Raw genomic sequence first — 20,083 nt, 5'->3', positions numbered from 1 at the left:
GCGATCGCTATGATTGCGATCGCCTCTATTTCTTGCTCAACCCGTGATCATCACGATTGAATCTCTGTTAGATACCGATCAGATCAAGCTAATTCAAAGCCAGTTAGCAACCGCTCCGTTTGTGGATGGCCGTACAACAGCGGGTTGGCATGCGCGGCTAGTCAAGCAGAATCAACAGCTCTCACGGACTAGTAATTTAGCGAAAAAGTCGCAAGAAACTGTGCTTACAGCTCTAGGCAACAATGCCCTATTTGAAGCTGCTGCCTATCCTCAGCGCATTCATAGCCTCCTGTTCAGTCGCTATGAACCCGGCATGGAGTATGGTCGCCACGTGGACAATGCCTTGATGGGAAGTGGCGATCGCGCTGATCTATCCTTCACCCTCTTTTTGAGTGCCCCCGACAGCTACAGCGGGGGAGCATTGGTGATTGAAGGGGCCTGCGATGAGCAGTCCTTTCGCTTACCAGCTGGATCCCTATTGCTCTATCCATCTTCAACCCTGCACCGAGTTGAGCCTGTCGAGCAGGGCTATCGATTGGCTTGTGTGGGCTGGGTGCAAAGCTGGATTCGTGATCCTGCAAAGCGGGAACTTTTGTTTGACCTAGACACCGCTCGGCGATCGCTCTTTGCCCGCGAGGGCAAAAGCATCGAGTTTGACTTACTGTCCAAAACTTACGCCAATCTTTTACGCCGCTGGTTGGAGTAGTTCTTGCAGCTTCTTGAGTGCGATCGCAGCAGTAGCGCCCTAATGAGCAATCGCACCAGATTCTGACCTCAGCGCAGCAATCTAAAGTCAGCCAAAACAGCCTAGGGGTTCCACTATACTTCAGACTATGTCTGTCCTAGTTGACAATTGAGCCTGAGCAGGATTGTTATGGAGCTCTTGAAACTCTTCGCAGGAATTGGCTTGGTTATTTACGGCATCTATCAAGTAGGTCAGAGTATCTTTTTTACAACTAAAAGCTCAAGCTTCGATTGGGGTGGATTTCCCGCTTCAACTCCCGTCCTTATCTTTTTAGCAGGCATTCTAGCGCTAGTCTTTATACCCGGAAAACTCAGCAATATTGGCTGGGGAATTATGGTTGTGGGAGTAATTCTAATTTTTTATAACACCAGTATTATCGTTTCACCCGTAAGCTTAGTGCAATTTTTGATCGCGACCGCTGCAATGGTTGGAGGATTGAAGTTGATGTATAGCAGTAGCCGTCATATCCTCTGAATTCAATCTCTTACACCAACCACTACAAGGCGATCGCAACTGTTATTGATCGGGAAGCATAGCTAGCAACTGACTAGGAGTGACAGGGACTTCAATCACTGCACTCAATGCTGTCGCGATCGCTGCACAGTTTTCTTGAATTTGCTGGCGTGTGAACTCTGACTTACTCTCTAAGACCGCTTGAAGTGCTTGAGCATCCTCTGGCGCCACACTGGGCAAAGCTTGAATAAATGCCTGAATCACCGTTTCCAGCTTCTGTCCCGATTCTTGGGCCTGATCAGCTAGCAGCGTCCGCAAGTAACGCCCAAACCAGGGAACAGGGGTGTTTGCTTCTGCACTCGTATCCCTCGCTTGAATATGGACTTCAAGTTGTTCAATTAGTTGGCGCAGTGCTAGCAAAACATCGTGAGGATCTTGATCAATTGGCTGGCCTAAACCATCTGCTGTTGCCTCACCACTCAGGACAGCATCTAATTGTTCAAGCGATAAATTTGCTAGTCGAGAAATTCGGCGCATTAAACTCCAGCGAATATCCCAAGGATCAATTTCGCTACCCTCATATTTATTAATCAGCGTGGCTGAAACACCTAGTAAACGAGAAAGCTTTCGTTTCGATAAGCTTTCATGCACTAGAACTTCAGCTCGAGCCGGTAGAGCGCGACCAACCAAGTTGGCACGAATCTCTTGGAGCAGACTAGAAAGACGTAAAGCTCTCTGCTGGCCTTTAGTATCCAACGCGTTGGCAGACATGAGATTGATTCCTAAGTTTTAAGTGTCCTTTAATTCCAATAGTAGTTAGTGGAAAAGAAGGTACACATTAAATCATCTATGCGATTCTCGGGAGTCTCCCATGGACTTGCGGCAGGTTGAACAGTGAGCTGATCAGTTTGGACAGCAAATATCTTTATATTTCCTTTAGATTTCAGCTCACCCCTCTTTTGTTAGGCCTCCAAGAAGGCTGGCGCTAGGCGATCGCTGGAACCGTACCCCCAGAACTATCGACCATGGCGATCGCAGAGCCCCATTTTTCGGTACGCTAAAAGATCCTTGCTTCAAACTCACCCCAACCCATGGGCTGAAGATTTGGAGCCCCATGACCACAAGGACTAGTTCTGATGAAGGACTTCTACTACGAGACCATGTACATCCTCCGGGCAGACCTGACGGAGGAACAGGTTGAGCAAGCGATCGCCAAATACCAAACGCTGCTCACCGAAGCGGGCGCAGAAGTTTTGGATACGCAACACCGCGGTAAGCGTCGCCTTGCGTATCTGATTAATAAACAGCGCGAAGGCATTTACGTCCAAATCAACTACACCGGTGACGGTTCACAAATCGCGCCTCTAGAGCGTGCTCTGCGGTTAAGTGAAGATGTCTTGCGGTTCCTGACCGTGAAACAAGAAGTCCGTCCGCCGGCTCCGGTTGCTGTCGAAGCCTAGTCGACATCCACAATTGATAGAACCTTTACGTTTGGTATGAAGCTCAGAGCCTACTGATAACAGTAGGCTTTTTTGTCGGCTGACTCCTCTGGGGACCCCTCGATCGAGGTGCTAGAGTGGTCAACAATTTCAGCCGTCTTCGACCGTTGGAGTGGCGATCGCTGCGATGTCTCGATTCCCTGAACCCCCACCAGAGAAGCTCTACGCCGAACTGCAGCGTCTCCAAGAAGAAATTTTGCTCCGCGACCAACTGATTCAGCAGTTGTCCCGCCAACTCTACACGGAACTCGATCGTCAGGCGATGCCTCCTGAAGCAACCGCAGCTGAGGCAGTCCCAATCAGTGAACCTGAACGAGTCGAAACCAGCACAGAGCATTTGCAACAGGAATACCTAGCTCTCAAAGCCCGCAATCAACAGTTGGAACATCAACTGCTACAACTGCCCCAGATTTACCAACGTAAATTTGAAGAGCGACTGGAACCGCTTCAGGCTCGTCTTCAGTTTTTAGAGGCAGAAAATCAGCGGTTGCAAGCACATCTACATTCCGAAGCACCACTGCTGCCCGAAGCCCCCGTTCGCCAACCTGTTCAGCTCCCGCTCCGGCATTACGTTTCAGACTATTCAGCTCAGCCGTAGGCCATCACAGCTTGGATCGTGAACGCTCCGATGCTCGGCATTGGGCAAAATTTCGGATCCCATTGATCCCCGCAAATTTGTTATGTCCGCTACGATCTAGGCCATGCGATCGCAGATGTGTCCATGCCCTTGGAATTGCTCTCCTTAGAAACGGTCCAAGACCTAGCCCACCGCTTCGGTTATGTGACTGTTTTTCTGGGGATCTTGCTAGAAAATGCGGGCATTCCACTCCCCGGTGAAACAATCACCGTCGTGGGAGGCTTTTTGGCAGGCAGTGGAGAACTCAGACTGTCCGGCGTTTTAGCCTGCGCGATCGGCGGTGCCATTCTCGGCGACAGTTGTGGCTACTGGCTAGGGCGCTGGGGCGGCTGGCCACTGTTGCATCGCATGGGCCAATGGTTTCGCTTTAGCGAAGGGCAGCTGATCTCGGTGCGCGATCGCTTCAGTCGCAATGCCCCTCAAGCCGTTTTTCTTGGTCGCTTCATTGCCTTGCTGCGGATTTTTGCGGGGCCGCTTGCAGGTATCGCTGGCATGCCCTATCAGAAGTTTTTGCTCTACAACGCCATGGGAGCCGTGTTGTGGGGCGGCATTACGGTCGGTTTGGCCTACTTCCTAGGACAGGTGGTACCGCTCGAACAAATCATGCACTGGCTCGCCCAACTGGGGCTGTTCGCGCTTGGGATCGTGGCCCTTGTCGTCATCGCTCAAGTGTGGCTGCATCGACGGCAGGAACGCGCTTCGCTGTAGGTTGCGATCGCTGGTGGTGCACCACTTCTCGGGAACTTTTGCAATAAAAAAGGGGCTGATGCTTCTTAGCTCTCAGCCCTCGCGATTTAGTCAAGCGTTAAGACTTGGCCCTAGCGGTTCTGGGTTTGCGACCAGATGCGAGTCGGCATGCCCCAAACGTAAATGAAGCCTTCTGCTGCCTTGTGGTCGAAGCGATCTTCAGCACCGTAGGTGGCCATGTCGGGGCTGTAGAGCGACAGCTCGGAGCTGCGACCCACAACAGTGGAATTGCCTTTGAACAGGCGGAGGCGAACGGTGCCGGTGACGCGGGCTTGCGTTTGCTGAATGAAGGCATCCAGTGCTGCTTTCAGCGGGCTGTACCAGAGGCCGTTGTAGACCAAGTTGGACCAGCTGTTTTCGATGCTGCGTTTGTACTGGCTGACATCGGCAGTGAGGACAAGGCTTTCCAGATCTTGGTGGGCTTGAATCAGCACCAAGAGAGCTGGGGTTTCGTAGATTTCCCGCGACTTGATCCCGACCAAGCGATTTTCGATCATGTCGATCCGGCCAATGCCATGCTCACCGGCGATCGCATTCAGTTGCTGAATCAGCGCGACGGGCTCCAGCGCTTGTCCATTTAATGTGACTGGCAGCCCTTTCTCAAAGCCCAGCTCAATGTAGGCCGGTTCATCGGGAGTATTGGCGATCGCTTTTGTGAGGGCGTAGACCTCCTCCAGCGGCTCATGCAGCGGATCTTCGAGTGGGCCAGCTTCGATGCTGCGACCCAAGAGATTGCGATCGATGCTGTAGGGCGAGGATTTTTTGACGGGAGCCGGAATACCGAAGCGCTCACCGTAGGCGATCGTTTCCTCGCGGCTCATGCCCCATTCCCGTGCCGGTGCCAGCACTTTCAGGTCAGGATTGAGCGCGGCGATCGAGACATCAAATCGCACTTGGTCATTGCCTTTACCGGTGCAACCGTGAGCAACGGCGTCAGCACCATATTTCGCTGCCGCTTCCACCAAGAGCTTGGCAATCAGCGGCCGGGCCAACGCGGTCGAGAGCGGATAGCGACCTTCGTAGAGGGAGTTGGCTTGGATCGCTGGGAAAGCGTAGTCGCGGACAAACTCAGCGGTAGCATCCACCACTAGCGATTCCACTGCACCCGAGTCTAGGGCTTTCTGGCGGATCGGTCCGAGTTCATCGCCTTGACCAAGGTCAGCGGCCAGCGTAATCACCTCTTCGACGCCCCACTCTTGCTTGAGGTAGGGAATACAGACCGAGGTATCGACGCCTCCTGAATAGGCCAGAACCACCCGCTTGGCGCGACCCATGACAATCCACTCCGCTGTTGAAACAGCCTTTTATTATCGCAGTTTGCCTGCGGTCTCAGAAGAAGGTCGCTATCATTGCAGGGAGCATTTTTGAGCCTTCGGCTGTGCTGACTTGGGCGATCGCGATCGCAAACGGAATTCTGGCGCTGGTGCTGTTGTGGGCGGCTGGCAAGGTCTGGCGTCTGCGCGGCAATCTGCGCCAGTGGCGGCGAGAGCTGCGGCAGGTCAATCGGCAGGTCAGTACGGTGCTGGCTGCAGCTCCGGCTGATTTACAGCAGGCGGCGGATCAGGTGAGTCAAAGTCGTTGGCAATATCTACGGCTGCGGCAACTGTGGCAGCAGTGGCAACTATTGCTGAAATTTCTGGGACTCGTGCAGCCGTGGGTTCCTCTGTTCACCCCACCGAAAAAGTCTCGGGCAGCCCAATGACCTCTTCGCGCGACAAGTTTTGGAGTGGTGTGTTGCTGGGGGCAACTGCTGGGGCGATCGCGGCGCTCCTGACGGCTCCTCGGCGCGGCAAAGAGACTCGCGTTGTTCTGCAGCAATCCTTAGAGCATCTGCCCGAGGTCACCGCTGAGGTTGCAGAAAAGGTACAGGAACAAGCGGAACGGCTGGGAGTTGTAGCCGGCGATCGCTGGGGCACTGTGCGCGGTCGTCTCCAACAGGCTTGGCGATCGGGTGTGGCAGCAGCCAAACAGGAATGGCAAACCACGACAATCGCGGTGGAATCCGTCAGTGAGCGTGAGTCCTCTAGCCCCGACCAGTCGGCCTCATGACGCCCATTTTTTGGCTGGGGATTTCCTTCCTATTCGTCGCTGCTAGCCTGTCGGTGCTGCTCTGGGTGGCAGTTCCAGCCGTGCAAGAACTAGCGCGGACAGCGCGGAGTGCCCAGCGGCTGTTGGATATGCTCGCTCGGGAACTGCCGCCGACGCTGGAAGCCATGCGGCTGACGGGCTTAGAAGTCAGTGAACTGACGGATGAGATGAGTGAAAGCGTCCGCAGTGCCGGTTCCGTGGTCAAGCAACTCGACGCGGGGCTACAGGGCGTGCGGGAGCAAGCAACTAACGCTCAGCGCACGACTCGCAGTTTAACGGCAGGGGTCAAAGCCGCCTGGCGATCGCTCCACGCCTCACAGCCCTCTACCAACAATCGCTCCAGTTCTGCACCAGATTTAGAAGATTGCTAGCGCAGACGCTGCAGTTCTCAGCACTTGCCAGCAAAATGAGCGGCAGTATTTGTCGTTGCGCCCTCACTCCTGATGATCAGTCGCGATCGCCCTCGCTGGTTTGTCGGACAAGACTTGGATGGTTTTCTCGGTCTTGCTCTCGATAACCTGATTCAAATCCTGCTGATCCTTGGGCTGTGCCAAGGCCTGTTGGGCTACCCGCCTAGCTTGGTCTACGAGCGGATTTTGCCCGCGATCGCTCTCAGCTTAATCGTCGGCAACGTCTACTACAGCTGGCTGGCCTACCGATTGGATGAGCAGGAAGACAGAAGCGATCGCACAGCGATTCCCTACGGCATCAACACCGTCAGTCTGTTTGCCTACGTCTTCTTGGTGATGCTGCCGGTCAAGCTCACCGCCTTGAGTCAGGGGTTCTCAGAGGAGGCCGCTATCGAAGCCTCTTGGTCCGCAGGATTAGTCGCCTGCCTAGGCTCCGGGGTGATTGAGTTATTCGGCGCTTGGGTGAGCGATCCGCTGCGACGCTGGCTGCCGCGAGCTGCGTTGCTTTCGACCTTAGCCGGGATTGCAATCACCTTTATTGCCCTGGGCTTTTTGTTCCGGACCTACGCCCATCCGATCGTGGGATTAGTGCCCTTCGGTGTGATTTTGCTGACCTACTTTGGTCGAATGAAATTCCCAATTCCGGGCGGCCTTCTCGCGGTTCTTCTCGGTACTGCTTTGGCTTGGATCACCGGTCTTTCCCGCTGGGATAGCAACAGCTTTGGCCTGGCGTTGGAACCGATTGGCTGGCACGGTCCCAGCCTGCACCTCTCAGCAATTTGGGAATCGCGATCAATTTTGCTCTCGCAGCTGAGCGTGATTCTGCCGATGGGTCTGTTCAACTTGGTCGGCAGTCTGCAAAACCTCGAAAGTGCTGAAGCAGCGGGCGATCGCTATCCCACCAAACCCTGTCTCGCTGCCAATGGCATCGGAACGTTAGTGGCTGCAGTCTGCGGCTCCTGTTTCCCAACCACGATCTACATCGGTCATCCCGGCTGGAAAGCCTTAGGCGCCAAGGTGGGTTATTCCTGGCTGAATGGCTTGGTCATGGGCGTAATTTGCCTGACCGGTACCATTGGCCTGCTTTCCTACTTCATTCCGATCGATGCAGGCATGGCGATCGTGCTCTGGATTGGCATTGTGATCAGTGCCCAAAGTTTTCAGACGACGCCGATCGCCCATGCACCCGCCGTCGTGGTCGGGCTGATGCCCGGCATTGCCGCCTGGGGCGCTCAGACGATTAAAACGAGTCTCCGCATTGCTGGTTTAGGTACAGCGGACAAACCCTTTAGCGCTGCTTTGATCGAACCGTTTCAGCGCCAAGACCTCTACCTGTCAGGAGTCTTGGCCTTGGAACAAGGGCAAATTTTCTCAGCCATGTTGCTGGCAGCCATGACGGTCTACATCATCGAACGTCAGTTTGGCTGGGCTGCCCTCTGTAGCTTGATTGCTGCCCTGCTGAGCTGGATCGGCCTGATTCACAGTTACGAATGGATCGCCTCAGACACGGTAATTCAGCTGGGTTGGGGTGCAGGCAGCGAATGGGCGATCGGTTATGTGCTGCTGAGTCTGTTGCTCTTTTACGCCGCATGGCAAAACCAGCGATCGCAGAAAGAACTCAAAGAGTAAACCTGCGATCGCCTGTAGATATCCGTAATCGGCTTAGGCCGTTACGGTTTCCAGCATCAGCTTCGATCGCTTGATCTCTTCTGGAATCGCGATCGGGTAGCGACCGTTAAAGCAAGCGGTGCAGAAGTTACCGATGCTCTCTTGGGTTGCTTCCAACATCCCCTGTTCGGTCAGGTAAGCCAGAGAATCAACACCAATCTGCTCAGTAATTTCACTGACCGATCGCGTCGCCGCAATCAGCTGGTCTTGGGTATCCGTGTCAATGCCGTAGAAGCAGGGATGGGTTACCGGTGGGGAGGAAATGCGCATGTGCACTTCCGTCGCGCCAGCATCCCGCAAGGCTTTGACGAGCTTGCGACTCGTGGTTCCCCGCACGATCGAATCATCGATGATGGCGATCCGCTTACCCGCCAAGACATCCTTGAGCGGATTGAGCTTCATGCGAATACCCGTTTCCCGCATCGATTGGGTGGGCTGAATAAACGTCCGCCCCACGTAGCGGTTCTTGATCAACCCTTCGGCATAAGGAATGCCGAGCGCTTCAGAAAAACCGATCGCAGCGGGAATGCCGGAGTCAGGTACACCCAGCACGAGGTCGACATCCGCCGGAGCTTCCTTGGCTAAGCGTTGGCCAATGCGGCGGCGATAGCTATAGAGCGACTCGCCATGGAAGAGGCTATCGGGCCGCGCGAAGTAGATCATCTCAAAGACGCAGAGCTTCGGCTGCGGCGCCTCTGCCCAAGTCCAGCTTTCCAGGCCAGCTTCCGTAATCCGCACCATTTCGCCCGGTGCGATATCGCGCACATAGTCCGCACCGATGATGTCGAGGCCGCAGGTTTCTGACGAAAGCACATAGCGGGTGTGCCCTTGGCTCTCTAGCGTGCCCAGCACCAACGGCCGGATGCCATTGGGATCGCGGGTGCCGTAGAGCGCTTCAGGAGTGCCAATCGTGAGGCTAAAAGCCCCTTGACTACGGCGACAGGCGGACTCGATCGCCCCGCGCCAGTCTTGACCTTCAGCCACCGCTTCCGCGATCGCGAAAGCAATCAGCTCCGAATCGGTGGTGGTCGTCAGTTCATGGTTCTTGGATAGCAGTTCTTGGCGCAGCTCTACGGTGTTGACCAAGTTGCCGTTGTGGGCCAGTGCGACGGGCCCGAGGCGGGTTTCGAGTAGCGCTGGTTGAGCATTGGCAATACGGCTCGATCCCGTGGTGGAGTAGCGGGTGTGCCCCACCGCGAGGCTACCTTGCAGTTGTTGCAGAATCTCCGGATCAAATACCTGGGAGACCAGCCCCATATCCTTGTGGAGCATGACGCGATCGCCCTCGAAGACGGCAATCCCTGCCGACTCTTGGCCCCGGTGCTGGAGCGCGTACAGCCCGAAATAGGCCATGCGCGCCACTTCTTCGCCCGGCGCATAGAGGGCAAACACCCCACAGGCTTCTTCAGGACGGTCAGGTCGCTCCAGACCCAAATCGCAATCCAGATCGGTGGTCAGCGGCTGAGTCGGGATCATGCCCTTGCAGAGCTCCTGATTGGCAAAAAGATGGCCAGCGTTGTAGCGGCTAATGCAAATTTAACAATGAGTTAAGCCTTGCGGTTAGTCTTTGGCCAAACGACGTTCGATCGCCCCGCCCCAAGTCTGCTGGAGCTGATCGACTGAAAGCTGGATGAGCGGCTGATTTCCAGCAGTAATTGCCAGTCCAGCGTCTGCTTCAGCAACGGTGCCGATTGCTTGCCAAGCAGCTGGGATTTGCGCCTGTAGTTCCGCTTCCCAAGCCGAAACATTAGCCGGATTGACAGAAACAAGAATCCGAGCACCGCCTTCGGCGAACAGCAACCAATCGGGGCGATGGCCGATCAGTTCACCCAAATTGACCCGAGCGCCCAGTGAACCGGCAATCGCCGATTCAGCGATCGCCACCGCCAAGCCGCCTTCAGCACTGTCGTGGGCCGATCGAATCCAACCTTGATGAATGCCCAGGCGACAGACAGCCTGCACTCGCCGCTCTAGGTCGAAGTCCACCCGTGGCGGCATCCCTGCCACCGTTTGATGGGCGATCGCGAGATATTCACTGCCCCCCAAGCTGAGGCGATCGTCAGTCGCTTGTGTTGGCAGACCCAGCAGGTAGAGGCGATCGCCAACGGATTGGAAACCTTGACCACAAACGCGATCGAGGTTGGGAACCAAACCCACCATGCCAACCACCGGCGTTGGGTAAATCGGCTGCGGTTGCCCTTCAGAGTCCAGCGTTTCGTTATAGAGCGAGACGTTGCCGCCAGTCACCGGCGTCGCAAATTCGCGGCAGGCTTCCGACAAACCACGGCACGCTTCAGCCAACTGCCAATAACCGATCGGCTTCTCAGGACTGCCAAAGTTGAGGTTATCGGTCACGGCCAGCGGTTCAGCACCAACACAGCTGAGGTTGCGGGCCGCCTCTGCAACCGCCGCTTTTGCCCCCTCGTAGGGCTGCAGGTAGCAGTAACGAGCATTGCAGTCCGTGGTGGCTGCCACGCCCTTGTTGGACGTTTTCAGCGCAGCAGCGCCCATCTGCGGTCGTAACCGCACCACAGCGGCATCTGCCGCCCCCGGCAAGACAACCGTGTTGTTCTGGACTTGGTGGTCGTACTGGCGATAGACCCAGCGCTTGGAAGCGATCGTGGGGCTATCCAGCAGAGTCAACAGCAGATCATTCCAACTGCGATCGCCACAACCTGTCGCAGTGGCAGCAGGAAGCTGATCCACCGACCATTGCCAAGCTTGTTGGGCATAGGCGGGCGGCTCGTCTGGGAGCTGCCGGTGGTAGATCGGCGTATTGTCGGAAAGCGCTGTGGCCGGAATTTCCGCCGCGATCGCCCCTTGCCAGAAAATCCGCACGATTGGCTCGGAAATAATCTTGCCGGCGACAACGGCTTGCAACCCCCAGCGGTGGAAGATGTCGACTAGCTCTTGCTCGCGACCAGCCGCGGCCACAAATAGCATCCGCTCCTGCGATTCCGAGAGCAGGTACTCGTAGGGCACCATGCCGCTTTCGCGCACAGGAATCAGGTCGAGATCCAGCTCGACGCCCACGCCGCCCTTAGCGGCCATTTCTGCCGTTGAGCAGGTCAGGCCTGCCGCGCCCATATCCTGCGCAGCAACGACAGCGCCGGTTTTGAAGGCCTCCAAGCAAGCTTCAATCAGCGATTTTTCAAGGAAGGGATCGCCGACTTGCACCGCCGGGCGATCGTCCATCGACTCATCGCTCAGCTCAGCACTGGCAAAGCTGGCCCCACCCATGCCGTCGCGTCCCGTGGTCGAACCGACGTACAGCACCGGATTACCAATCCCCGAAGCGCCTGCTTTGACAATCTCGTCAGTTTCCATCAGCCCCAAGGCCATGGCATTGACCAAGGGATTGCCGTTATAGGCCGGGTCAAAGGCGACTTCGCCGCCCACTGTTGGCACACCGACACAGTTGCCGTAGTGACTAATCCCTGAGACCACACCGTGGAACAGTCGCCGCGTCCGGGGCTGCTCGAGGTCACCAAAGCGGAGGGAGTTGAGAATCGCGATCGGGCGGGCTCCCATCGTGAAAATATCGCGGAGAATGCCACCAACCCCTGTCGCTGCTCCTTGAAACGGCTCCACAGCAGATGGGTGATTGTGCGACTCGACTTTGAAGGCGAGATGCAGGCCGTCGCCTAGATCAACGACACCGGCATTCTCACCAGGACCGACAAGAATGCGCGGGCCTTCCGTCGGGAATTGACTAAGCAGCGGTCGCGAGTTTTTGTAGCAGCAGTGCTCCGACCACATCACCCCAAACATGCCCAGCTCGGCTTTGTTGGGATGGCGGCCCAGCCGCTCGACAATGGCATCGTACTCCTCGGGTTTGATGCCCTCAGCAGCAATTTCATCGGCCGAAAAGGGAGCAGAGGAGATCGCCGTCATGGCTTTGGAATTCCCGCAGAAGTCGTCCTTAATTGTATCGGCGTTAGACCCACGGGTCGTCGTCGTCCAAAGCCTCTGGGGGAATCAAGGGCTCTACTGGAGGGGCGATCGCGGCTGATTTAGGTCTTAGTTCCGGCAGGGGCTGTAGGGCAGTATCGACCGCCTCCCAGTCTTCACTGCTGTCCGAGAGATCTGCCAGGGGTGTTGGCTGCGGCTCATCCCAATCCAAGGGCTGCTGGGCTTGCTCTCGCACTTCTTGAACTTGGGCAAGTACCTGCTGCGCTTGTTCTTTCGCCTTGCTGACCTGCAGCTTCAGTTCCTGCTTCCAATGGCGGGCGCGCTGCCGAAGATCACCCAATAGTTGCCGATAGTCCGGTTCAGCCCCGGCGACCGATTCCACCAACCCAAGGTCATAGACCGGCAATGCCTCAGGATCGAGTTCTGCAACCAGAACCCGCTCTTGGCCATAGCTCAACACCAAGGTTGGATCGAGATCCCAAAGCATGCCCGCGACACCCCGCCATCCGTGGGGGCTGACCAGATAGGAGCGAATGTAGCCGGTCTGTCGATCGAAGCAACAGTCAACGATTTTGCCGAGGTGGAGTCCTGCATCGGTCCAAACCTCGTGCTGCAGCAGTGATTCAAGGCGATCGATTTTTTCAGGATTCGCAGGCTGCGGTGCTGCTTCCAGCACAACGCTATCGTCGCCGAGGGCATGCAGCTGATCGAGGCGAAAGGCAGAAAACTCACCACGAATCAGCCCTTGCCGGCAGAGGAATCCCAAGACCCGATGGGCAGGCGGATGCATCCAAACGCGATCGATGCGACCGTGCTCGTCCGTTGTTTGGCGATCGAGGACCTGTCGATTGAGAAGGTCGCTAACCCGCAGTTCCTCAGGCTGATCTGACATCACCAAGCTGCAACAAGAAGGATCTCAACTCTAGCTGCGCAACTGAATCGGCATCACCAGATAGGTGATTTTGACAGGGCCTAGAGGGCTGAGTACCACTGGACTGGTGTTGCTGTTGAGCTGAATTTGAATATCCGTGGTTGCCAGCGCCTTGAGCCCTTCCGAGAGATAGCGCACGTTAAAGGCAATTTCTAGCGGCTCACCAATGATTTCAGCGGGCACCACTTCTTGGCCACTGCCTACGTCTTGTGCATCAACCGACAGAGCTAAGCTATTGCTCTCAGGATCGAGCTTGAGCCGAATCGCATTGTTCTGCTGATCAGCAAGGACTGCAATGCGATCGAGGGCTGCCAAGAGCCGTTTGCGATCGACGGCGACATTGCGGTTAAACTCACGCGGAATCAGCTGGCCGTAGTTGGGATACTGGCCATCCAGCGTCCGACTAGTCAGGTACTGGTCACCCCATTGGAAGACAATTTGGCCTTGGTCGTGATAGAGCGCGATCGCCTCATCACTGCCGCGGATCGAGATCATCCGTTCTAGGTCCCGCAGCGCCCGTGACGGCACCGTAACAGCGAACTCAGCCGCTGGGATTGCTGCTGCATTTTCGGTTTTGACCACGGCTAAGCGATGGCCATCGGTTGCAGCAAATTCCAGACCATCGGGCTGCACCTTGAGATGAACCCCTGTCAGAACCTGCTTTGTCTCATCACTGCTCGTTGCAAAAAGCGTGCCGCGTAGCCCCTCAATGAGAGCACTGGCTGATAGTTGCAGTGCTTCCTGACTTTGCACGAGGGGGAGTTCAGGAAACTCGTCAGCACTAATGCCTCGCATTTGGTACTGGCCAGAGCCAACCGATAGCGTCGCCGCAGTTTCCTGCTCTTCCAGCGTGACATCGCTATCGTTGGGCAGGCGTGAAACGATGTCGTTGAGCAGCTTTGCAGGCAGAGTGATCGCACCGCTCCGCTCGATTTGAGCTGCAAAGCTGGTTTGAATACCAAGGCTGAGATCAAAGGCGGTTAAGCTCAGTCGTTGCGTACCGGCGTCAGCAGCCAAAAGGACGTTGGCGAGAACCGGATGGTTCGGGCGGGATGGCACTGCACGACTAACAAGCGACAGACTGGTGTTCAGTTCGTTTTGGCGACAGACCAACTTCATGAGGGGAGGCTGCCCGAGCCCTTGATCGCAATCTTGCCAAAGCATCGTAGCACTGCTCTTCCACAGGCCTTTTGACCGTGCGATTACTGGATCGGATCTCTTTTTAATTTTTAGATCAGTAGTAATAGGGGCTGTGGAAAATGTGGAAAAGATCTTGGAAATCTTTTATAGCAAGGCTTTCAGCGATCGACCTCTGTGGAAAAGCTGTGGAAAAACTGAAGGGGTTTTCCACAGGGGTCTTTAGAGGGATCCCCTTTCTCCACAGACTTAGGGGGTTTTCCACAAGAAATCCACAGAGTTATCCACAGAGTTATCCACAGGCCTTACAGGCGATTATTTTCGATTTTGATGGCACTTTAGTAGATTCTTTGCTAACTGTGGTTGAGATTGCCAATGCCCAAGCTCCTGATTTTGGCTATAAGCCGATCGATGCACGGGATTATGCGCAACTGCGCCAGTGGTCCTCACGGGCGATCGTGCGCCGAGCAGGGCTTTCCCCTTGGCAGCAAGCGCGCTTGCTGCGGCGCGTGCAGCGTCAGCTTGGTGCTTGCCTTCCGGCTTTGAAGCTTTTCCCAGGGATCGCAGAGTTACTGGTGCAACTGCGATCGCGATCGCTCTGCTTAGGGATTCTGAGTTCTAACAGTCAGCAAAATGTAGAAGCTTTTTTGCAAAGGCAAGGCTTGCGATCGCTGTTTTCTGTGGTTCAGGCCGGAACACCCATTTTGAGCAAGCGTCGTGCCTTGAGTCGGCTCATTTATCAGGCTGGCTGGCAGCCAGCTACGGTGATGTATGTCGGCGATGAAACGCGCGATGTTGAAGCGGCTCGTCAGGTGGGTTTGATTGCTGTCGCGGTCACGTGGGGATTTAACGATCGTCGTAGCCTAGCTGCTGTGAGACCGGATTGGTTGCTGGAAACTCCCGCAGACTTATTGCAAGCCGTGACCCGTGTGATGCAAGAGTAATCGCTGAAAATAGAGCATATTTTATTGATACTTTTAGAAAACAAAAAAGCCCTGACTCTGTCGATAAATCAGGGCAAAATAATTGCTATGCACTTAGGAAAAAGTCAGGAATTAAAAGCCCATAGTGTGAGCCACAATCTCTAAATCTGGCTCAATTCCTGCTTTGAAATCAGTATGGCTAAATTCAATTGCACTGCTGGGGTCTTTCAATCCATTGCCGGTAAGGACACAGACGATGGTTGCGCCATCTGGAATTTCGTCTTTGCACTTCAGCATTCCTGCAACAGAAGCTGCGCTGGCGGGCTCACAGAAAATCCCTTCCTGTCCAGCCAGCATGCGATAAGCATCCAATATTTCGGCATCGGTGACAGCATTAAAGGCACCATTGCTCTCTTCATGAACCTTCAATGCCCGCTGCCAGTTTGCTGGATTCCCAATGCGAATTGCAGTCGCGATCGTGTCGGGTGATTGCACAATTGAGCCTGTTACCAAGGGAGCTGAACCAGCGGCTTGGAAGCCCATCATACGCGGTAATTTTTGGCTCAGTCCTTTGGCGTGGTATTCCTGAAAGCCCATCCAATAGGCGCTGATATTGCCTGCATTGCCCATGGGAATGCAGAGCCAATCGGGAGCCTCACCAAGAACATCAATCAACTCAAAAGCAGCTGTTTTTTGGCCTTCGAGTCGGTAGGGGTTAAGGGAGTTGACGAGCGTGACGGGATACTGATTGGCAACTTCTCGCACAATTTCCAGAGCGCGATCGAAGTTACCTTTAATGGCCAGAACTTCCGCACCATAGAGCAGGGCTTGGGCTAGCTTGCCTTGGGCAACAAAGCCATCCGGAATCAGCACAAAGGCCCGCAATCCACCACGACGAGCATAGGCAGCAGCAGCCGCCGAAGTATTGCCCGTACTGGCGCAAATGACCGCTTTGGCACCCGCTTCTTTGGCTTTGGTGATGGCCATTGTCATCCCCCGGTCCTTGAAGCTGCCGGTGGGATTGAGACCGTCGTATTTGACAAATACTTCAACGCCACGACCAATTTCACGAGCGATCGTCGGCACTGGAATCAAGGGGGTATTACCCTCGTGCAGCGTCACGATCGGCGTTGTGTCACTGACTGGCAAGTAGTCGCGATAGGCTTCGATCAGTCCGGGCCAACCGTGGGCACGGCTTTGAGGTTGGGCGGCAGACGGATACGTTGCGGTCACGAGTACTCTGGAGTGGAAGGGATTGATAGTGGCTCAACCGAAGCACGATCGCGCTTCGCAGAGAGTAAGCCATGACTCAGTTTACCGTGCTCTTTCCCTCCTCCAATCTGAGACTTTGCCTGTGAGTACGCTTCGCATTCTGGTGGCCCATGGTAGTCGAGATCCTCGGTCAGCGATCGCTCTACAGCAACTCGCCACTGAACTAGCACCTCGACTTGGTTCAGCACCAGCGATCGCCTTTTTGGAGGGGCCGCATCCGCCCTTATCTGAGCAGATTGTGCAGTTGGCTCAGCAGGCGAAATCTCAAGGCACGATCGCCGTCCAGATTTATCCTCTTTTCCTCTTGGCGGGGACTCACACGACAGAAGATCTGCCAGCAGCAGTGGCGACTGCTCAAGAACAACTTCGCCTACCTGTGGAACTCCAAGCCGCTTGGGGCGAGTCGAGTAGTTTGCGAAACCTGTTGCGATCGCAAGTTCAGCCCCAGACCGAAACTTGGCTCTTGGCCCATGGCAGCCGGCGTAGTGCTGCTAACCAGCGGATCGAACAACTCGCGGCTGAGTTTGGTTGGTCACCCGTCTTTTGTCGTGCTGAACCCTTTTTGGGCGATCGCTTAGCGGACACTCAGCCCCAGCGCATCTTGCCACTCTTGCTATTTCCAGGACCGATCTATGACAGTGTTCAAAATATTTGTGTAGCGGCCAATGCCACTGCTTGCCTCGCCCCACCCCTCAGTCAGTGGCCCCTGTTTCTCGATGCGATCGCCCAGTGGCTCCAAGTTGACGTTTTGATCAGCGATAATCGAGCCTCGGCCCCTACTCGTTTTCCACAGAAGCCTGGGGAAATTGGGGAGAAAATCTGCTACTAACTGCTGACCTTGACCCTGATTTCTTCTGATACAAAAGGAAAAGTTTATCTTGTCGGTGCAGGGCCTGGTGATCCAGGCTTGTTGACCCTGCGAGGCAAGACATTATTGGAAGCTGCTGAGGTAGTGATTTATGACGCCTTAGTCAGCGATGCAATCTTGGCAATGATCAATCCGGCTGCTGAAAAAATTCACGCTGGAAAACGGCGAGGACAACACTCATTACTGCAGACAGAAACCACGCAATTACTCATTGAAAAAGCCCAGCAAAAAGCAGTGGTTGTGCGTCTCAAGGGCGGCGATCCATTTGTCTTTGGCCGGGGTGGCGAGGAAATGGCCGACCTCCAGGCAGCGGGAATTTCAGTTGAAGTTGTTCCCGGTGTGACGGCAGGTGTTGCGGTGCCAGCCTATGCTGGCATTCCGATTACTCACCGCGATTGCAGCTCCAGTGTGACTTTCGTCACCGGTCATGAAATGGCTGGCAAGTATCGCCCCAGCATTGCTTGGGAGGCGATCGCGCGCGGGAGCGAAACAATTGTGATTTATATGGGCCTACATAATTTGGCCCTGATTGTTCAGCAGTTGCGATCGGCTGGATTGGCAGACACCACGCCGATCGCACTGATTCGCTGGGGAACTCGACCCGAACAAGAAGAACTCTTTGCCACGCTCGAGACTGTTGTTGCAGCCGTAGCTGAACGTCAATTTCAAGCACCCGCGATCGCAGTAATTGGTCAGGTTGTGACGCTGAGTCCCCTGCTGTCCCAACGGTCGACCGGCGATCGCGAGATGTCTGAGACTTAGTTACTGCTTCCGCCAGAACCGAGCGATCGAATCAATTCCTCAAGGTTGCCAATTTGAGCGACCAAGCCGAGGAGTGAATCGACATTGACACGAATATCGGTGGGGTAATTGTCGAGCAACTCAACTGGAGAGATCTGACCATCTTGTGCCAGCGAGAGCAGAATGGCGGCTCGCAAAGCCTGCCGACCGTCTTGATTAGAGACGCGCGGCGCAATGATCGTGCCAGCACGATCGAGGAGACCGGTGCCCAGGCTGCTGTAGAGCAGATCGCTCGCCTGCACCAAGCTAAAAGGAAAGCTCAAGTTCAGGAACTCTTGTAGTTTCTTGGGATCTTGATTTCCCAGCTTCAAAATGGTGCCGAGAAAGCCGCGAGCCTCGCCGGTCTCTGCCAAATATTTCAGGTCTGCAACTTCAACTGACCGATTCCAAGGACCGTAGATGAGCGTAACGGTTTCCGCTGCTTTGCCGGGAACAGCACTGGCTAGCAGTACAGTCAGACCCGAGAGAAGAGCAGTGAGCGGGCGACGCATGGGCAAAACTCACGAAAGCTTAGTCGTAGTGTGCCATCGCTCTTCGGAAATCTCGGTATCTTGGCTGAAATTGAAACGAATAGCTGATTTCTGCCTAATCCTCAGCCCCGTAATGAATTGATCCCGTTTGCGTGAATGGTTGCGATCAACCGTTCCTAATCAAGAGTCCAACCGCTTGCTAGACAGCCCTAACGCAAAACGGCTGATTGGCTCTCAGGGGGTTGGTGTGAAAGAGTTACCTGTATTGCGCTGCCGCATTTGCTCGAGCTGTTGCTGACGAAATTGTGCAGCCTCGCGGTCAATGTTTTGGCTTTGCTCTTGCAGTGACCAATTGGGATTTCCATCTGCTGCCTGCTGCAACCGCTGGAAGATGCTAAAAGCATCGCTGGGCTGACGACTGGCCGGATTGCTCGGGTCGTTGTTGGGGGTAAAAGTGGTGCCGCTACCAACGGGAGCAAATTGGGCTTGAGCCAAGGGGGCGATGCAGAGGCCAAGGCAACCGCCGAGGAGAAGAGAGGCTAGCGATCGCTTCATAACCATCAAGAATCGGTCAGATAACGCTCTTATCCTAGCGGACGCAGGAAACGGTAAACCGCGATAGATTGAGCTGCGGCCTGCTTCTGTCTCGATCGTGATGCGTATTGCCACTTGGAACGTCAACTCTATTCGCAGTCGTCTCGAACATCTCCAACGTTGGCTTACCGATCAGCCTGTGGATGTTGTCTGCTTACAAGAGACAAAGGTGGTTGATGAGCAGTTTCCCTTGGTTCCGCTCCAGGAATTGGGCTACCATTGCGCGATCTCAGGGCAAAAGTCCTATAACGGTGTCTCGATTCTCAGTCGCCAACCTTTAGAAGATGTGCAGATTGGCTTTGGTGCGGTGTTAGCTGCTGAAACTGTTGGTGATTTGGATGACCAGAAGCGTGTCATCTCTGGACGCATCGGTAGCCTGCGAATCATCAACCTCTATGTGCCCAACGGCTCAGAAATTGGCAGCGAAAAATACGAGTACAAGCTGCGTTGGCTGGATTGCTTACAGCGTTATTTGAGGGCTCTGGGCGATCGCGAAAGCCAAATCCACATCTGCGGCGATTTCAACATTGCTCTGGAAGATCGCGATATTTACGACCCCAAGGGCAAAGAGACGCACATCATGTCGTCGCCAACAGAACGAGAAGTGTTGCGGCAGTCGGTGCTCTCCCTTGGCTTCGTCGATGCGTTCCGCCTATTTGAAGATGGTGCCGATCAGTTCAGTTGGTGGGACTATCGCACGGGCGGTTTCCGGCGGAATCGTGGCTGGCGAATTGACCATCACTACCTCTCGGAATCAGCCAAGGCACGGGCGATCGCCTGCTACATCGATCGCGAGCCGCGCGGCTGGGAGAAGCCCAGCGACCATACCCCTGTTGTCCTAGAACTAGCCGATGAGTCTTGAGCGACAGGGAGAGGCGATCGCGCCGGTAGGATAGAACAGTCGCCTGCCTGTTGATTGGGCGTCACT

The 20,083-nt window shown here is 55.1% G+C and carries 22 protein-coding genes; 13 read left to right on the top strand and 9 right to left on the bottom strand.

All coding sequences use genetic code 11. The annotated features are described in order from the left end of the window. The first annotated feature begins 43 nt into the window (after positions 1-43). Positions 44-706, top strand: a complete 663-nt coding sequence (locus tag DOP62_RS08985; RefSeq protein WP_208675474.1) for a Fe2+-dependent dioxygenase — start codon at positions 44-46, stop codon at positions 704-706. A gap of 168 nt (positions 707-874) precedes the next feature. After that, positions 875-1,219: a hypothetical protein gene (locus DOP62_RS08980; protein ID WP_208675475.1), complete on the top strand. Its 345-nt coding sequence runs from the start codon at positions 875-877 to the stop codon at positions 1,217-1,219. 42 nt (positions 1,220-1,261) lie between these two features. On the opposite strand, the gene DOP62_RS08975 is transcribed toward DOP62_RS08980, so the two are convergent. Beyond that, complete coding sequence (locus tag DOP62_RS08975) at positions 1,262-1,969, bottom strand: XRE family transcriptional regulator (RefSeq protein WP_208675476.1); 708 nt, start codon at positions 1,967-1,969, stop codon at positions 1,262-1,264. Between the two features lie 365 nt (positions 1,970-2,334). Between DOP62_RS08975 and rpsF the strand changes: the two genes are divergently transcribed. The 3 genes from rpsF to DOP62_RS08960 all read left to right on the top strand — a co-directional run bounded on the left by rpsF (position 2,335) and on the right by DOP62_RS08960 (position 4,042). After that, positions 2,335-2,658 (top strand): 30S ribosomal protein S6, encoded by a 324-nt coding sequence (gene rpsF / locus DOP62_RS08970; protein WP_208675478.1) that lies wholly within the window; start codon positions 2,335-2,337, stop codon positions 2,656-2,658. Between the two features lie 166 nt (positions 2,659-2,824). Further along, positions 2,825-3,295, top strand: coding sequence for a hypothetical protein (locus DOP62_RS08965; RefSeq protein WP_208675480.1), 471 nt, complete (start codon positions 2,825-2,827; stop codon positions 3,293-3,295). Positions 3,296-3,418: 123 nt separating this feature from the next. Beyond that, positions 3,419-4,042 (top strand): DedA family protein, encoded by a 624-nt coding sequence (locus DOP62_RS08960; RefSeq protein ID WP_208675482.1) that lies wholly within the window; start codon positions 3,419-3,421, stop codon positions 4,040-4,042. A gap of 110 nt (positions 4,043-4,152) precedes the next feature. On the opposite strand, the gene DOP62_RS08955 is transcribed toward DOP62_RS08960, so the two are convergent. Next, on the bottom strand, positions 4,153-5,355 hold the full coding sequence (locus DOP62_RS08955) for an argininosuccinate synthase (RefSeq protein ID WP_208675484.1): 1,203 nt from the start codon (positions 5,353-5,355) through the stop codon (positions 4,153-4,155). A 17-nt stretch (positions 5,356-5,372) separates the two neighbouring features. Between DOP62_RS08955 and DOP62_RS08950 the strand changes: the two genes are divergently transcribed. From DOP62_RS08950 to DOP62_RS08935, 4 genes are all read left to right on the top strand, one after another. After that, complete coding sequence (locus DOP62_RS08950; RefSeq protein WP_238154281.1) at positions 5,373-5,783, top strand: hypothetical protein; 411 nt, start codon at positions 5,373-5,375, stop codon at positions 5,781-5,783. Next, positions 5,780-6,130 carry a YtxH domain-containing protein gene (locus DOP62_RS08945; RefSeq protein WP_208675486.1) on the top strand — a complete coding sequence of 117 codons (351 nt, stop codon included), beginning with the start codon at positions 5,780-5,782 and terminating at the stop codon, positions 6,128-6,130. The genes DOP62_RS08950 and DOP62_RS08945 overlap by 4 nt, the downstream gene beginning before the upstream one ends. Beyond that, positions 6,127-6,540: a hypothetical protein gene (locus DOP62_RS08940; RefSeq protein ID WP_208675488.1), complete on the top strand. Its 414-nt coding sequence runs from the start codon at positions 6,127-6,129 to the stop codon at positions 6,538-6,540. Before DOP62_RS08945 ends, DOP62_RS08940 begins: the two co-directional genes overlap by 4 nt. Positions 6,541-6,612: 72 nt before the next feature. Next, a complete protein-coding gene (locus DOP62_RS08935) occupies positions 6,613-8,208 on the top strand; it encodes an NCS2 family permease (RefSeq protein WP_208675490.1) in 1,596 nt (531 codons plus the stop codon). A gap of 33 nt (positions 8,209-8,241) precedes the next feature. Here DOP62_RS08935 and purF read toward each other — a convergent pair whose 3' ends face one another. From purF to dnaN, 4 genes are all read right to left on the bottom strand, one after another. Then, entirely contained in the window at positions 8,242-9,723 is a 1,482-nt protein-coding gene (purF, locus tag DOP62_RS08930; protein WP_208675492.1) for an amidophosphoribosyltransferase, read from the bottom strand. A gap of 84 nt (positions 9,724-9,807) precedes the next feature. After that, a complete protein-coding gene (purL, locus tag DOP62_RS08925) occupies positions 9,808-12,141 on the bottom strand; it encodes a phosphoribosylformylglycinamidine synthase subunit PurL (protein WP_208675494.1) in 2,334 nt (777 codons plus the stop codon). Between the two features lie 43 nt (positions 12,142-12,184). Continuing rightward, positions 12,185-13,051: an RNA metabolism gene (locus DOP62_RS08920; protein WP_261789979.1), complete on the bottom strand. Its 867-nt coding sequence runs from the start codon at positions 13,049-13,051 to the stop codon at positions 12,185-12,187. Between the two features lie 30 nt (positions 13,052-13,081). Continuing rightward, a complete protein-coding gene (dnaN, locus tag DOP62_RS08915; protein ID WP_208676850.1) occupies positions 13,082-14,209 on the bottom strand; it encodes a DNA polymerase III subunit beta in 1,128 nt (375 codons plus the stop codon). Positions 14,210-14,349: 140 nt separating this feature from the next. On the opposite strand from dnaN, the gene DOP62_RS08910 reads away from it, so the two are divergent. Beyond that, complete coding sequence (locus DOP62_RS08910) at positions 14,350-15,171, top strand: HAD-IA family hydrolase (protein WP_208675496.1); 822 nt, start codon at positions 14,350-14,352, stop codon at positions 15,169-15,171. 111 nt (positions 15,172-15,282) lie between these two features. Here DOP62_RS08910 and thrC read toward each other — a convergent pair whose 3' ends face one another. Beyond that, positions 15,283-16,383, bottom strand: coding sequence for a threonine synthase (thrC, locus tag DOP62_RS08905; RefSeq protein ID WP_208675497.1), 1,101 nt, complete (start codon positions 16,381-16,383; stop codon positions 15,283-15,285). A 121-nt stretch (positions 16,384-16,504) separates the two neighbouring features. On the opposite strand from thrC, the gene DOP62_RS08900 reads away from it, so the two are divergent. Both DOP62_RS08900 and cobA read left to right on the top strand, forming a co-directional pair. Further along, complete coding sequence (locus tag DOP62_RS08900; RefSeq protein WP_261789980.1) at positions 16,505-17,251, top strand: sirohydrochlorin chelatase; 747 nt, start codon at positions 16,505-16,507, stop codon at positions 17,249-17,251. Between the two features lie 9 nt (positions 17,252-17,260). Continuing rightward, complete coding sequence (gene cobA / locus DOP62_RS08895; protein WP_208675498.1) at positions 17,261-18,052, top strand: uroporphyrinogen-III C-methyltransferase; 792 nt, start codon at positions 17,261-17,263, stop codon at positions 18,050-18,052. Here cobA and DOP62_RS08890 read toward each other — a convergent pair. Together DOP62_RS08890 and DOP62_RS08885 are read right to left on the bottom strand one after the other, a co-directional pair. After that, on the bottom strand, positions 18,049-18,582 hold the full coding sequence (locus DOP62_RS08890; RefSeq protein ID WP_208675499.1) for an alpha/beta hydrolase: 534 nt from the start codon (positions 18,580-18,582) through the stop codon (positions 18,049-18,051). The genes cobA and DOP62_RS08890 overlap by 4 nt on opposite strands. 213 nt (positions 18,583-18,795) lie before the next feature. Next, positions 18,796-19,056, bottom strand: a complete 261-nt coding sequence (locus DOP62_RS08885; RefSeq protein WP_338441113.1) for a hypothetical protein — start codon at positions 19,054-19,056, stop codon at positions 18,796-18,798. A 160-nt stretch (positions 19,057-19,216) separates the two neighbouring features. On the opposite strand from DOP62_RS08885, the gene xth reads away from it, so the two are divergent. Beyond that, positions 19,217-20,017: an exodeoxyribonuclease III gene (xth, locus tag DOP62_RS08880; RefSeq protein ID WP_208675501.1), complete on the top strand. Its 801-nt coding sequence runs from the start codon at positions 19,217-19,219 to the stop codon at positions 20,015-20,017. Positions 20,018-20,083 lie beyond the last annotated feature (66 nt).

The sequence above is a fragment of the Synechococcus elongatus PCC 11801 genome (assembly GCF_003846445.2).
Lineage (GTDB): Bacteria > Cyanobacteriota > Cyanobacteriia > Synechococcales > Synechococcaceae > Synechococcus > Synechococcus elongatus_A.
The sequence above is the reverse complement of the archived record's forward strand: the minus strand, read 5'-3'. Positions and strand labels throughout refer to the sequence as shown.

Coding starts and splice junctions, on each gene's coding strand:
- DOP62_RS08980 (WP_208675475.1), top strand. CDS start 875: ATGGAGCTCTTGAAACTCTTCGCAGGAATTGGCTTGGTTATTTACGGC.
- DOP62_RS08975 (WP_208675476.1), bottom strand. CDS start 1,969: ATGTCTGCCAACGCGTTGGATACTAAAGGCCAGCAGAGAGCTTTACGT.
- rpsF (WP_208675478.1), top strand. CDS start 2,335: ATGAAGGACTTCTACTACGAGACCATGTACATCCTCCGGGCAGACCTG.
- DOP62_RS08965 (WP_208675480.1), top strand. CDS start 2,825: ATGTCTCGATTCCCTGAACCCCCACCAGAGAAGCTCTACGCCGAACTG.
- DOP62_RS08960 (WP_208675482.1), top strand. CDS start 3,419: ATGCCCTTGGAATTGCTCTCCTTAGAAACGGTCCAAGACCTAGCCCAC.
- DOP62_RS08955 (WP_208675484.1), bottom strand. CDS start 5,355: ATGGGTCGCGCCAAGCGGGTGGTTCTGGCCTATTCAGGAGGCGTCGAT.
- DOP62_RS08945 (WP_208675486.1), top strand. CDS start 5,780: ATGACCTCTTCGCGCGACAAGTTTTGGAGTGGTGTGTTGCTGGGGGCA.
- DOP62_RS08940 (WP_208675488.1), top strand. CDS start 6,127: ATGACGCCCATTTTTTGGCTGGGGATTTCCTTCCTATTCGTCGCTGCT.
- DOP62_RS08935 (WP_208675490.1), top strand. CDS start 6,613: ATGATCAGTCGCGATCGCCCTCGCTGGTTTGTCGGACAAGACTTGGAT.
- purF (WP_208675492.1), bottom strand. CDS start 9,723: ATGATCCCGACTCAGCCGCTGACCACCGATCTGGATTGCGATTTGGGT.
- purL (WP_208675494.1), bottom strand. CDS start 12,141: ATGACGGCGATCTCCTCTGCTCCCTTTTCGGCCGATGAAATTGCTGCT.
- DOP62_RS08920 (WP_261789979.1), bottom strand. CDS start 13,051: ATGTCAGATCAGCCTGAGGAACTGCGGGTTAGCGACCTTCTCAATCGA.
- dnaN (WP_208676850.1), bottom strand. CDS start 14,209: ATGAAGTTGGTCTGTCGCCAAAACGAACTGAACACCAGTCTGTCGCTT.
- DOP62_RS08910 (WP_208675496.1), top strand. CDS start 14,350: ATGTGGAAAAGATCTTGGAAATCTTTTATAGCAAGGCTTTCAGCGATC.
- DOP62_RS08890 (WP_208675499.1), bottom strand. CDS start 18,582: ATGCGTCGCCCGCTCACTGCTCTTCTCTCGGGTCTGACTGTACTGCTA.
- xth (WP_208675501.1), top strand. CDS start 19,217: ATGCGTATTGCCACTTGGAACGTCAACTCTATTCGCAGTCGTCTCGAA.